This window comes from Chitinophaga sp. RCC_12 (genome assembly GCF_041360695.1).
Taxonomy (GTDB): Bacteria; Bacteroidota; Bacteroidia; order Chitinophagales; family Chitinophagaceae; genus Chitinophaga.
Genome location: NZ_JBFUPS010000009.1, coordinates 13,736 through 26,373, shown reverse-complemented (window position 1 = coordinate 26,373; position 12,638 = coordinate 13,736). Strand labels below are relative to the sequence as shown.

Here is a 12,638-nt window from a genome sequence, read left to right as displayed (position 1 = left end):
ACAACCGTTCGTCCCTACCTTCATTAAAAAAAATTTCAGGTCATTCCATAATTAATCTAAACTATCATATTGGATTACCACAAAAAATACTACTTTCAAAGTAATTTCAAATTGCCATCAAAAAAGATTCAATGGTTAAGGCATGTCGTACAAAAAGTGCTATACCTGCTGTATATGCAGTCGGAGATGAAAATAAAAACCAGTGCCGTTAATCAATGAAGAAAGAAACCGGTAAAAAACTAATGTATGTGCTTGCGGCGATGCTACCAGTGATAACCGGGGTGCTGTTATACCTGGTGGTCAGTGTGCTGCCGTTTATTGATAAAAGAATGCGACTGCCGGCAGTAGCCACCGGTTACCGGGTGCGGTAGTATACATCACCGGCCGGGAGCACTTTCTCGGTTTTCCTATGAAAGTGTTGATAGCATCAAAAGTGAAAAGGGGGAACGGATTTGTCCCCATTGAGAAAGCTTTAAAGATTGAATCAACAAAACATCCACCCAGATAAACATCTCACAACAGATGATAACACGGTACAATCATGGCAAAATTGAAAAAACTATTCCCTATCTTCTGCATGCTGATCGTTGCACTGTCGTGCAATGAATCAAAATTGTCTAAAGGCCCTATAGCCAGCCTATCGCTTATACGCGCAGAAATCAATATCACGCAACGTTTACATAGCAAGATCGAAAACCAGGTGGTGGTCGTTTTGTCCGATGAAGAGGGAAAGACCATTAAAAACGATTCTATCAAAATTTATGTGAACGGGGACGAAGTAAAATACACGGTCAGACAAGGGCTCTATTACACATCCAGCACCTATTATTTAAAGGATAGTGCCAATCCTAAAAACAATCAATTCAATTTTGAAATAGTGCTTCCGGATGGTAAAAAATCATTCCTGGCCGGGGTGGATGCCCTTGACCTGGTGAATGGTCAAAACATCAGTTATACAGAAAAGGGAAATCTAAATAAGGATTATGAAATAACCTGGAAAGAGCTGACCGGCGTAAATTACCTGGCCATCGAGAGAACCCTGAAAGTAAAAAAACAGGAGGAGCCCAATATTACTACCTATGAGGAGCATATGCCAGATACGATCAGCATTCATTCTGAAGGGCGTCATGTGGTATCTAAGTCAACCTTTGATAGTCCAACGCACCAGGTCAACATACTCTCGTTCAGATTCATTGCTCAAAAGATGGGGAAAGTAAGTCCTGAGCTGGCCAAAGGCAGTAGTATCAGTATTATGGGAAGTATTGAAAGAAGTGCGTCATTTGAGTAGCAGCGTAAACCCAAGAGAATACTATACATTAAAGGATACAGCTGAGTATCCCTCATCATACGAAGCTTCTATAATGGCAGTAGCTATTACCCTTTCGCCGGAATACGGATTCCTGCCATGTGAGGTAAGCATGTTGTCGAGAAAAATAATATCTCCCTGCTGATAAGAAAATACTACTTTATTTTTTTCATACGCTTCCCATATGCTCCGGTATTGGTTATAGCTGATATCTGAACCATCCCCGAAAAAGGTATCAGAGCTGAGATAATCCTCCGGCAGATAACTATTATGATCAAGCCCTACTTCCTCGTAACGGGCATATTTATTAAAGAAAAGGACATGATTGAACCACATCTCCTCTCCGGAAACAGGATGACGGTAAACAGCAGGTTTCACCCATTCTATAACAGCATCGTTCCTGCCCGTAAAAACGCAGGTAATGTCATTTCTTTTACATATACCTAAAACCTCCTCTTTGTCGTTTGTCTGAAACACTTCCTGCCAGGGCATTCCAAGTCCCTCCGACAAATTCCGGCGATACTTTACCCCTGTTTCCCGGAACCTGGTCAGCAGCTCCGGAGGAATATCAGACAGTACAAGGCGAGAATCTGCCAGGGGTGTCTCCCCACCCTTTTCAGCAGGCACAAGACAACAGAAAACGATCTTCCTTCCCCATACGCGACTGTATGAAGTTTCATTATGCATGTTAATGGGCCTCTCCTGCGGATATGTTGTAGACAGGTAAATATTTTTGATATCAGATGAAAGTTCTTTTCTTGGGGAAGACCTGAACAGATAAGGAAGCGGATCAGTGTTAAAACAATTCATGAATTCTTTAAAGTCCGCAGAGGTCCTGATATTAAAACCTCTGAACAGTATGCCTCCGTGTTTTACCAGATCGGATTCAAAAACTGTCTTATTGGCGTTCATCCAACTTACAAGATCCCCGTTAGGCTGCGAAGAACTGATTACAAGAGGCATGAGCCTGGTTTCATCATTCAGGGATGATCTGTTCACACCGTAAATGACGGTGTCTATGGTCGTTGCCGGACCTGAAGCTATATTGTCCGAAAAATTGCTTTCCATTATTTTACTTTAATGATGATTAAAAGCCAATAGCCCCGCCAAATATTATTGCCTGCGTATCCCATCTTGCAAAATTATTTACTCCATATCTATCTTCATTTCGTAATTGAAGTTTTTAAAAACACGTCCCTGCCCAAACATCCCATTATTCACTGCAACTGCCTTGCGTTCCATATTATTAATCATAATTGTACGATTACGATAATCCATCTCAAAGTAGCTTATCATATTGAGTACATACTCGTCTGTCACACGATACAACAACACACTTCCGGCATTATTATCGGGTAATCGTATATTGCGGCCATCAAATATAGTTGCGTCATATACAACATCGCGGGCTTCATCCAGCAACTTCAGATCGCCACCCTCTTTTTGCCAATACCCTTCTGTCCAACAAATTTCTTCCAGATCAAACAGGTACTCGAATTGCCCTCCTTTTCTCTTATTATTTATCACAGTACCATATTTGAATCTGTAATCCTCAAATAATATCAACACCTTTGTAGTAACCGCATTAACGGGATTGACTTCACTTACATAAGCAGCTTTTATCCTGGAAAGGAGTTTTTGCCTGTCATACTTCTCTTCATGACCAATGGCATCAAGGTAAAATTTCTCCCTGATCTTCCATTCCTCTACGCCCGCAAGCCGGAGGCGGTTTCTGAAGTCTACATCTTCCCATCCGTAAACAGACATCCTTTCATCGAACCCACCTACATGCAGGAAGTCGGCCTTGTTCACACATACAACGCCCGCTACACCGGGATGTAACCCCAAAGGTCTCATAAACACCTTTTTATTCGTCCTGAAAACCTCATCGATATAATATACAAACCTGTTTCCTGTGAAATTGTCCGCATTTATATTACAAACAATATTACCGGAGGCAAGTTTGAACGCCATATTTTTGGCATGGCTATGGTTGAACTCCAAAGGATCAAATGTTTTATAGTAAACTAATGCCCCTCTTTCTATGTGATCCGATAAATTGTTCTTTACCCATTGCTCCATATCGTCGCCCGAGTTATAATCAAGCAACAATACTTCCAGCCCCGGATACCCGGTATTATTAGTAAGATTCTTTAACAAGGTTTCCTTTAAATGGTATAATCTGTTCATACAGATTATGCAGAATGATATTTTCCACGGACCATATTCAGAGAGTGCTCTTTGTTTAACAAGCTCGTTCTCCAGCATATTTTAGATTTTAATACAGCAGATCATCCTATTCCGAAACGCTGCTGTTTACTGCCAGTAAATGATTAGCCGGACCATTATTCTCTGGCGGCAGCTCTTTTCCAACAATATAATTGCCGATCACCAGGTGATCTAACTTACAGGAATGAAAGAAGTCAAGGGCCTCTGCCGGCGTTTCTACAATAGGCATTCCCCGTTTGTTCAGCGATGTATTCAGCAGCAGTGAGATACCGGTTAATGCTTTAAATTCAACCAGGAGCTGATAAAACTCAGGTGACCAATCTGCTGTTACAGTTTGTATCCTGGAAGTATTATTGCGATGCACAATACTTTGTATCTGCTGATGCCATTCCGGCTTTACATCATCTACCAGGATCATATAAGGACTCTCCCGGTCGGTCATAAAATATGTTCCTACATCTTCACGTAATACAGCAGGGGCAAAAGGACGGAAGTCTTCCCTGAACTTGATCTCCGTATTAATATAATCCCGTACGCCACTATTCCGGGGATCAGCTAATATGCTGCGTCTGCCCAGGGCGCGCGGCCCAAATTCAGACCCTCCCTGAAACCAACCAATCACCTTCCCTGCTGCCAGCAGTTGCGCTGCCTGTTTGATATAATTATCACTGTAAATAACCTGCTCTATAATACTTCTGTGGAGCGTTCCGTTAAAAAGCTCTTTGTTGCCAAATACTTTTCCCAGGTCCACCACTTTACCGAGGAGGCCAATAGACGGAGGATGAGATACCTGTACATTGCCTGCATCCAGTAAAATACCGGAATATAAAGGATCCATAATCACAGCTCCCAACTGATGCGCATCAATGTTTACAATGCAATCCGCACGGCCTTCACCATCCACTTCTATATAAACCCCGCTGTCACTGACCTTCAGCTGGTATCTGCAGTAATCACTGATGTTGAATTCAATCAGGCTTACCGCTCCCTTCGCCTTCCCGGCGGCAGCATGCTGTTTTATCAAACGGAAAAAGTTGTCGATGCGCGTCCTGATATTATCCCGGTGATGCGTATTGGAATAGGAGTAGATGGCCTTCTTTACTTCTTCCTGCGAATAGGTTTGGCCAAAGCAGGTAGACCTGGACGCCTTTATTTTCCGCTCCCTTTTCATTACTTCCAGCCAGCCATAATAAGCACACCCGATAGCAATACCGTTATCACCGGCGGCAGGCTGAATATACAAATCACTGACCCTGGTATTTTTCAAAATAAGGTTATTGGCTACCGCATTCAATGCTACGCCGCCGGCATAGCATAATTTGTTTCCCACTCCCCTGTTTAGCCGGTCTTCCACCAGGTATAAAATTGCCTTTTCTATCTCCTCCTGCATTTTATACGCAATATTGGCATAGTAGGTAAAGTTTCTTTTAAATTCACTATGCGTACCGGCCGGTCTGTTCAGTGACTTCATCAAATCATAGTTAATAAAAACCCGGCCGTCCCGCAGGTGAAATATATCCTCCTTTATCACACCAGGATTCCCATATGGGGCAAGTCCCATCAGCTTTCCTACGTCACTCATATTCCTGAAGCAATAGTGACTGATAGCCTGATAGGCACTTCCCAGAGAATGCATGGTATAAGGTGCTACCGGCGCATTTTTATAGAAAACCCCGTAAGGGGAAAAATCTTTTATAACAGGTGTAAGGCACCCGTTCTGATAGGTATAAAAGCTATCTTTCTCAAAATACAAGTGGGATACATCTGCATGAATTTTTTCATTGTCAGGAATGAATGCTCCTTCCAGGTCTATGCATTCGCAGAAAGGACTTCCCGATCCATCTATCACCAGTACATTAAAATCTCCCTCAAACGGGCTGGTACCAATGGTACTATAGGCATGCGCCAGGTGATGAGAAATGGTGACGACAGGAACTTTTACATCGTCCGTAAAAATCCTGGGACCTTTGAAACTTCCATTACCATAATCGAAGCTTCCGCCATAAAGCGCATTCTGAACAACCAGGTCCACCTCATTTATAGTGATGCCGGCCGCATTCAAACAGTATTGAATAGCAGCGGTGTCATTCATTCCGTCATGCTTTTTCCTTGTTATCCTCTCCTTTTCAATAGCCACACAAATCTCCCCATCCTTTAACAGGCAGGCTGACCCATCGTGCGAAAGGTTTGTACCAAGTACATAAATTGGTTTACTCATACGATTTGATAAGTTATTGACTCTTCTATTTTGAAATAGCAGAGGATGATTTAATACAGTCCGTGATGATTTCCGCCATTTTCTCAGGATGCTGATCGATAAAGAAGTGCCCACCGGGCAAAATACTATCCTTAAACCCCGCCCTGGTAAACGCTTTCCAGTTGGTGATATTCCCGGCATTCTCCTCTTCGTTCCCCATGATAGCCCAGATAGGTGTATTAACAGGTGGAATCCTGCTTAGCTGGCAATTTTCAGATAAATGGAAGTCTGCTCTCAAAATGGGTAATATAAATTGCAGGAAGTCCCTGTTATCGAGCAACTCAGCCGGTATGCCTCCCATCTTCCTGATCGCTTCTATAAAATCCTTATCCGCCAGCAGGCTTTTAGTTTGCTGAGCTTTTATCCCCGGGCCGGCATTGCCGCTTACAATAAGATGCCCGGGCGACTCCCCAACCTCTTCCAGCATACTGCATACTTTAAATGCAAGAGAAGCGCCCATACTATGCCCATATAGCAGGAAACCGGGATACTCCACACTGTCCAATACCTTATTAAAAAGATCAAGGGCGGCGGCTTCAAAATCAACCAGAAGGGGTTCCGCCATCCGCTTACCTCTACCCGGCAATTCTACCGGAATAATATCTATATCCTCCAGCAAAGAGAGGATGGGCTTGAACGAATAGGAGCTTCCTCCGGCAAAGTGTATAACAAATAACTGCGTTCCTGACATATGACTGAAATACGATGAAATAATTAATGATCTTTTAGTTTAACATCATCCACCAACCTGGAATAACACTGTTCCATAAACTGATTTATGTATTGAAGAGAAAAGAGTTCCTGCGGACTGGCAGCAGTCCGTAACTGAACATGAACGGCATCAACGAACCGCGGCCAGAACAACCCGGCCTCCAACCCCAGCGCCCTCGCTTCCTCTGCATAAACATGGTAACCATTCACATTGTCAATCAGCCCGTCAACATCCCATACCGCTTTGTTATCTACTATCCATACACAATCCACGGCTTCTCCCCATTGGTGCCACGACAAGCCCGGTATTGCGTTGGTCAACTTTCTTCCGGCTTGTGGTCCCACCATAGCGATGCAGCTGGCGAGAAAGTATGCTCCCTCCTTTTCCAGTTCTTTCAACCTGCTGCTGACTTCCTCTTCAGATCTTGACTGCCTCCAGTATTTTGCCTGGACAATGGGATTACGGATACCTTCGAAAGGGCGCATTATCACGTTTCTGTCGAGGCATTTCCCGATCAATGCTTCAACCTTCACTTTGAATTCCGGAATAAGATGCTCCAGGTATTTATTTGACATATTTTTTTATTAGATTTCGGAGATTATTACATACTTAAAAAACAGACCCATAGGATTCAATCAACACACCATGAAACAATACCCTCTATCCCCAAGGCAACTGGAAGACTGGAAATATAATTATAACCTGAAGCCCGGTGTTCCACCCACCATCATGAGAATTGAAACTGATCTGGCCGGCATCGATATCGGCACACTGAAATCCGCATTCTCTTCGTTAATACAAAAACATGAAAGTCTGCGCACCACCTTCCGGGTAATTGAAAACCAGGTTATACAACAGGTAGAAGAACTTTCCGGCAAATTTGAACTGATGTATGTGGATGAATATACCCCTTCCTCTCTGCACACCCTTTCTGAAATGGTTATCAGGGAAATGAAGGACCTGGAAAACGGACCTCTGATCCGGGGAATAGCCTGTAAAAAAGATGCCGGGCTTTACAGGCTACACATTATCGTCCATCATATTATTTCGGACCAGTGGTCTGTCAACATCATCAAAAATGACCTGCAGCAATTGTACCTCAAACATGCCAACAACCAGGTAACACATAATGAAATGCCATCTGAACAGCTCGGAGCCTATATACTTTCCAAAACAGCGTTCTACAATGAACATCACGACAACGTAATCAGGTACTGGGAATCAAAACTGGAAACAAAAAGCTGGCATTCAGACTATGATATCATTCACCGGAACCTGCTGTCACCTCCGCCAGCCGAACAGGCTTTTCCATGGAAGGGACTGACAGGCACCGACCTTATCGCAAACCCCACGGGAGAAGCATATACTGCTGCTATCAGCGAACATCTCTACGAACAACTACAGCAACTTCGCTATAATGAAAAATCCAGCATGCTGAATATCCTGCTTACTGCCATTAACCTGCTGGGGGCAAAGCTGACCAATAACCGGCAAATACTGATACAATGTCATCATGCCTGCCGGCAGGAACCTATTACCACGAATATCATAGGCAACTTATTGGGTAAGCTGCTTATTTTTACCGACATCCATCCTGATGAAAGCATTTCAGCGTTGATGAACCAAACAAGCCACCGTTACCAGGAAGCAACCTCTCATATTATATTCAGTTCAGAAAAACTAAATCCTCTTGAACTCACTACAGGCAACTTCCTGTTCTTTAACTTTCTGCCAAAGGAAATGCAGAATAATTCCCTGTATAATTATAAAGAGCCCGCCTTTAGCAGCAATGTCTGGGCAGAATCACCTTTAGTTTGCCAGGCGTTTGAATACAAGAATACCGTGGTGCTGAAATGGTCTTATCATCTTCAATTCTTTAACCGGACACTTATTGAACTCCTGGCAGCGCAATTTGAAGAGATACTGGAGATGATGACCGGCGATAGTCAAACCGATGTTAAAAGCTTCTTAAATAACCTGGATTAGGTTTGGGGAATACCTGCCCTGCGTTGCTCCAGTTCAAAATTGAGATCTCTTGCGGTACACGACATAAACACTTCCGCTTCCGGGATGTTGTGTTTTTGGAGGAAATATAACTTGTTGTGATGCTCCTGACGCAGTTTCTCCGTTGTGTCACTGAAGTGCGGGCAATGTAGTGAAGCTGCTTTCCTGTTCAGTACAAAGCGAACATTATTCTTGTAGATACGGTAGCCCAGATCGATGTCCTCCACGCCCCATCGTTGATCATAAGCAGTATCAAACACACCGGTTCGTTGCAATTCACCCGATCTCACGGACAAATTTCCAGTCCAGAACATAGCCCATGGCGCCTGCAGGGTCATAATATCATCGCCACAGGCAGCATAAACGGATTCCCTGATATCCAGGTATTTATCTCCGGCAATAAACCTGTTGATCGTATCCCTTGGGTTCAGCAGATCAATCTCTTTCAAAAGGGTTTCACCGGGATCATATACTTCTTCAATACCCAGCACATAGCCGATCACGACTACGTTCTGGTCTGCGTGCGACGCCAGGTGTGCACTGATACAGCCGGGATCCAGTACAATGCCGGAATCAATAAACAACAGGATCTCTCCTTCTGCATTGGCAATTCCCAGGTTTCTGGCCGTTGCCACCCTGTAGCCGTCATCCTCCTGGAACAGGTACTTCAATGGGAAATTGCCCTCGTATTTACCGACAGTCTCCCTGGTGTTATCGGAGGACCCGTCATCCACTACGATCACTTCAAACAGGGATTTATCCAGTGTCTGGGCATTGATACTCATTAATGTGTAGTCTAACAGATATGCCCTGTTGTACGTTGGAATAATAATACTGATGCTGGGCGCCTTTTTGTTCATGATGCTATATTTAACTTGTTTTCAAAGCGAAAGACGGGTGATTATTCAATTTTTTTCCACCAAGATCCATCAGGCGTTTCGACCAGCGTTGCACATCCGAATGCCTGACTTTCAGGTAAAGTTTACGATTCCTCGCTTCCTGATCCTGTACCGGCATCTCCAATGCCTGATCTATCGCATTATCCATGCTGTTGTAAGAGTAAGGATTTGTAAGTACTGCTTCATGAAGCTCAACAGCAGCGCCAACAAACTCAGACAAGACGAGTACGCCTTTCCCACCTTTTTTCACCGCCAGGAATTCTTTGCACACGAGATTAGTGCCATCCCGCAACGAGGGTACCCACATAATATCTGTAGCGGAAAACCAACTCACCATTTCCTCAAAAGAAAGGGCTGCTTCCGAATAAATAACCGGGGTCCAGTCTGCGGCGCCATGAGCGCTGATAATCCGGGCCACCTGTTGCCTGATTTTTATCTGAAACTGATCATAAGCGGTTATGCCGGCGGCCGGTTGCACCGCTACGAGAGACAGCACCACTTTACCTTCTAATTCCGGCCGCCTGTCCAGCAAACGGCTGTAACACTCCAACAGTTTGTCCATTCCTTTTACATAATCCATTCTTGAAGCCGCGAAAATCAGTATCCTCTCTTTGAACTGGCTCCTGATAGCTGATACGCTGCTTTTTATGCGCCGGTTTTTAAGTAGCTGGTCAATACGGGCACAACTCGTACCCACCGGGATAGCATCCAGCTGAACGGTTCTGTTATCAAACAACACTTTCGATGTTACTACAGGCTCGCTCAGGGCGTTACCGGATTGCGAAAAATAAGGTGTTACCTTCTTACGTTGCTTAATCGAAATATTGGTCACTGATTTGGCTACCGCTATAAAGTTCTCGATGTACCTGGGGATAGAGAAAACGATATGATTACAACATAACAGGCTTTCTATGATTTTTTCCCTCCATGATATAACATTGAAGATATCCGGTCCGGGGAAAGGCGTATGGAGAAAAAAAGCAATTTTCACATCCGGCGCCTTCTTTCTTATAAAGTATGGAGCAAGCCACAAATTATAATCGTGGATCCAGACAGTGGTATTGCTATCTGCTTCTTCTAATGCAGCCTCAGCAAACCTTTTGTTGATCATTACAAAATTTTCCCAGTTGATCTTCTGGCAGTCAAAGTTTTCGTGGAATGAATGCAGTATGGGCCAAAATCCTTCCTTCGATGTTTTATGATAGAAGCAATTAAGCTCTTCTTTTGTAATAAGCACCCGTTTAAGCGTACAAGCCGCCGCTGCTTCCGGCATATCAATCCTTTCATAAACCGGAACGGACGGGCTATCCGCGAATTCACTTCCGGCAATCCACATGCCATCAGGCACTACAGAAAAAAATCCCTTCAGCAGGGGAATAATACCATTTGGTTTACCAGCATCCCGCCTGTAAATGGTGCTGCCATTAACCATCACCTCTTCATATGGCTGGCGATGATACAGCACTATTATTTTTCTCTTCATAAATGGTAAAAAATTTGAGTATTACATGCTATCAGATCCTGCTGAATGAGGAGGCTGGTATTTCCACGGAAATGGAGTGGTTGAGCACCGGAATTTTTACCCCAAATCTTGTTTTTCCTTTCTTCTGAAAAATAACACCTTCTATTCCAATGAAAGGTCCTTCTGTGATCAGCACCTTATTGCCACTTTGCAGTTCCTGCTCAACTGTCACCTCCGGTTCAATCATTAGTTTTTTAATGGTGTTTATCTCCTTTTCCGATACAACAACAGGCTTTCCATCAAAGGCCACGTAACGTGACACCCCCGTAATATCCAACAACCTGAACCTTGCCTGTTCTTCCACATATACAAAAACGTAATTCGGGAAAAGCGGTTCATCGACAATCTTTCTCCTGTCGCTCCATTGCTTGACAACTTTTTTTGTAGGCAGAAAACAGTGAATACCTATCTTTTTGGATTGATTGAGAATTCGCTTCTCATAGTGTGGGTATGTGTAAACGACATACCAACTGCATACAGTTTGCTGAAGTGCTAATTCGCGCATAGGGTGTATTTTAAGCTGTGTAAATGAATATGCTGGCAAAGAATAACGCTACCGGCAAATTGAGTCAATCCCCATTTTTGATGATGGAATATAGGTGGGTTATCAAATATAGCAGATGGATTAACTAACGGTACTTTTACTTACTAAATCGCGTTTATTCAATAATGGTCTTTTACGTGGCAACAATTTTTAGTACATACGTGATTTTTAACTGTACTTCTTTCTCAACAGCTTGTTCTCAAGCGATTGCATAATCAGAAAACAGGTCAATACAAATACAGCAATAAACAGCATACCGGGCGTAGCAATGGAGGCCAATGGGATCGTATCCATACCTATCCATCCTATCATGCTTACAGCCAGCAATACGCCAATAACGGAGAGGGAAACTACAATAACAAGTTCTTCCCGGCCAGCCTTCACTTTCTTACCGGATGCGGCTAATGCGGCGGTAACATTCCGGGCAAAATCCGGTGGAGGATCAGCTTCAGGCAGTTTTTTCAGTTCATCAAATAATAACTGGTACAGTTTTACATCTGCACTGAATCGGGGATCATTGTAAGGCGCCTGTTCACCGGCCCCCTCTCCCTTTTCTTCCAGCATTCTCTGGATACTTTCATCGTTTGTATTGCTCATACTATATCCTTTTTTAAACTACCCGTTAATTTATCCTTCAAGAGCTTCCTCGCTCTGAAAAGATAACTCTTTATCGTTCCCAATGGCATTCCTGTTATCTGCGTAATTTCCTCATAAGAAAATTCGTTCAGATGATATAATACGATCACTGTCCGGTACTGTTCCGGCATCTGATCTATTAGCTGATTCAGATAAGCTGCTACATCTTTTCTATCTAAAAGTTCTTCCGGGTTTTCGCTGGCCTGCTCAATGGTTTCTATTTCTGTGATTTTTCGCCTGTGTTCCCTTCGTTGTTTTCTATTATGGTTAACAGCGGTAACCCAGGCAATGCGGGCTATCCAGGTTGACAGTTTCGACTGAAATTTAAAGCTACCCAGATGACGGTACACCTTGATGAATACTTCCTGGCAGACATCTTCTACTTCTTCCCTGTTTGTTACTATTTTACCTGCTATAAAAAACACAAGCCGCTGATACTCCTTCACCAGTATCTCAAATGCATGTAAATCACCCTTTAAGATAACAGGAATCAGTTCTTTTTCATCAACCATAATTTCTCTGGAATTCG

Annotated in this window: 13 protein-coding genes; 3 read left to right on the top strand and 10 right to left on the bottom strand. The window is 43.4% G+C overall.

The features are described 5' to 3' along the window. Window positions 1-215 precede the first annotated feature (215 nt). Together AB6805_RS23545 and AB6805_RS23540 are read left to right on the top strand one after the other, a co-directional pair. A complete protein-coding gene (locus AB6805_RS23545) occupies window positions 216-371 on the top strand; it encodes a hypothetical protein (RefSeq protein WP_370911904.1) in 156 nt (51 codons plus the stop codon). A gap of 170 nt (window positions 372-541) precedes the next feature. After that, window positions 542-1,288: a hypothetical protein gene (locus AB6805_RS23540; RefSeq protein ID WP_370911903.1), complete on the top strand. Its 747-nt coding sequence runs from the start codon at window positions 542-544 to the stop codon at window positions 1,286-1,288. A gap of 21 nt (window positions 1,289-1,309) precedes the next feature. On the opposite strand, the gene AB6805_RS23535 is transcribed toward AB6805_RS23540, so the two are convergent. The 5 genes from AB6805_RS23535 to AB6805_RS23515 all read right to left on the bottom strand — a co-directional run bounded on the left by AB6805_RS23535 (window position 1,310) and on the right by AB6805_RS23515 (window position 7,079). Next, on the bottom strand, window positions 1,310-2,374 hold the full coding sequence (locus tag AB6805_RS23535) for a TauD/TfdA family dioxygenase (protein ID WP_370911902.1): 1,065 nt from the start codon (window positions 2,372-2,374) through the stop codon (window positions 1,310-1,312). Window positions 2,375-2,452: 78 nt separating this feature from the next. Next, entirely contained in the window at window positions 2,453-3,496 is a 1,044-nt protein-coding gene (locus AB6805_RS23530; protein WP_370911901.1) for a glycosyltransferase family 2 protein, read from the bottom strand. Between the two features lie 106 nt (window positions 3,497-3,602). Continuing rightward, window positions 3,603-5,753, bottom strand: a complete 2,151-nt coding sequence (locus AB6805_RS23525; RefSeq protein WP_370911900.1) for a carbamoyltransferase — start codon at window positions 5,751-5,753, stop codon at window positions 3,603-3,605. 25 nt (window positions 5,754-5,778) lie between these two features. After that, window positions 5,779-6,483 (bottom strand): thioesterase II family protein, encoded by a 705-nt coding sequence (locus AB6805_RS23520; RefSeq protein ID WP_370911899.1) that lies wholly within the window; start codon window positions 6,481-6,483, stop codon window positions 5,779-5,781. Between the two features lie 23 nt (window positions 6,484-6,506). Further along, entirely contained in the window at window positions 6,507-7,079 is a 573-nt protein-coding gene (locus AB6805_RS23515; protein ID WP_370911898.1) for a M15 family metallopeptidase, read from the bottom strand. Window positions 7,080-7,149: 70 nt separating this feature from the next. Between AB6805_RS23515 and AB6805_RS23510 the strand changes: the two genes are divergently transcribed. Then, window positions 7,150-8,490: a condensation domain-containing protein gene (locus tag AB6805_RS23510; protein WP_370911897.1), complete on the top strand. Its 1,341-nt coding sequence runs from the start codon at window positions 7,150-7,152 to the stop codon at window positions 8,488-8,490. Here the strand turns inward: AB6805_RS23510 and AB6805_RS23505 are convergent. The 5 genes from AB6805_RS23505 to AB6805_RS23485 all read right to left on the bottom strand — a co-directional run bounded on the left by AB6805_RS23505 (window position 8,487) and on the right by AB6805_RS23485 (window position 12,621). Then, window positions 8,487-9,368, bottom strand: coding sequence for a glycosyltransferase (locus AB6805_RS23505; RefSeq protein WP_370911896.1), 882 nt, complete (start codon window positions 9,366-9,368; stop codon window positions 8,487-8,489). The genes AB6805_RS23510 and AB6805_RS23505 overlap by 4 nt on opposite strands. Before the next feature lie 10 nt (window positions 9,369-9,378). Next, complete coding sequence (gene ggpS / locus AB6805_RS23500) at window positions 9,379-10,890, bottom strand: glucosylglycerol-phosphate synthase (protein WP_370911895.1); 1,512 nt, start codon at window positions 10,888-10,890, stop codon at window positions 9,379-9,381. Window positions 10,891-10,921: 31 nt separating this feature from the next. Continuing rightward, window positions 10,922-11,434, bottom strand: a complete 513-nt coding sequence (locus tag AB6805_RS23495) for a UpxY family transcription antiterminator (RefSeq protein WP_370911894.1) — start codon at window positions 11,432-11,434, stop codon at window positions 10,922-10,924. Between the two features lie 207 nt (window positions 11,435-11,641). Next, window positions 11,642-12,070, bottom strand: a complete 429-nt coding sequence (locus tag AB6805_RS23490) for a hypothetical protein (RefSeq protein ID WP_370911893.1) — start codon at window positions 12,068-12,070, stop codon at window positions 11,642-11,644. After that, the gene (locus tag AB6805_RS23485; protein WP_370911892.1) at window positions 12,067-12,621 is read right to left on the bottom strand and encodes an RNA polymerase sigma factor; all 555 of its coding nucleotides are present in this window, start codon (window positions 12,619-12,621) and stop codon (window positions 12,067-12,069) included. Before AB6805_RS23485 ends, AB6805_RS23490 begins: the two co-directional genes overlap by 4 nt. Window positions 12,622-12,638 lie beyond the last annotated feature (17 nt).

Excerpts from the sequence above, each read along its gene's own strand:
- AB6805_RS23490 (WP_370911893.1), bottom strand. The coding sequence starts at position 12,070 with ATGAGCAATACAAACGATGAAAGTATCCAGAGAATGCTGGAAGAAAAG.
- AB6805_RS23520 (WP_370911899.1), bottom strand. The coding sequence starts at position 6,483 with ATGTCAGGAACGCAGTTATTTGTTATACACTTTGCCGGAGGAAGCTCC.
- AB6805_RS23545 (WP_370911904.1), top strand. The coding sequence starts at position 216 with ATGAAGAAAGAAACCGGTAAAAAACTAATGTATGTGCTTGCGGCGATG.
- AB6805_RS23495 (WP_370911894.1), bottom strand. The coding sequence starts at position 11,434 with ATGCGCGAATTAGCACTTCAGCAAACTGTATGCAGTTGGTATGTCGTT.
- ggpS (WP_370911895.1), bottom strand. The coding sequence starts at position 10,890 with ATGAAGAGAAAAATAATAGTGCTGTATCATCGCCAGCCATATGAAGAG.
- AB6805_RS23510 (WP_370911897.1), top strand. The coding sequence starts at position 7,150 with ATGAAACAATACCCTCTATCCCCAAGGCAACTGGAAGACTGGAAATAT.
- AB6805_RS23505 (WP_370911896.1), bottom strand. The coding sequence starts at position 9,368 with ATGAACAAAAAGGCGCCCAGCATCAGTATTATTATTCCAACGTACAAC.
- AB6805_RS23535 (WP_370911902.1), bottom strand. The coding sequence starts at position 2,374 with ATGGAAAGCAATTTTTCGGACAATATAGCTTCAGGTCCGGCAACGACC.
- AB6805_RS23540 (WP_370911903.1), top strand. The coding sequence starts at position 542 with ATGGCAAAATTGAAAAAACTATTCCCTATCTTCTGCATGCTGATCGTT.
- AB6805_RS23530 (WP_370911901.1), bottom strand. The coding sequence starts at position 3,496 with ATGAACAGATTATACCATTTAAAGGAAACCTTGTTAAAGAATCTTACT.
- AB6805_RS23515 (WP_370911898.1), bottom strand. The coding sequence starts at position 7,079 with ATGTCAAATAAATACCTGGAGCATCTTATTCCGGAATTCAAAGTGAAG.
- AB6805_RS23525 (WP_370911900.1), bottom strand. The coding sequence starts at position 5,753 with ATGAGTAAACCAATTTATGTACTTGGTACAAACCTTTCGCACGATGGG.
- AB6805_RS23485 (WP_370911892.1), bottom strand. The coding sequence starts at position 12,621 with ATGGTTGATGAAAAAGAACTGATTCCTGTTATCTTAAAGGGTGATTTA.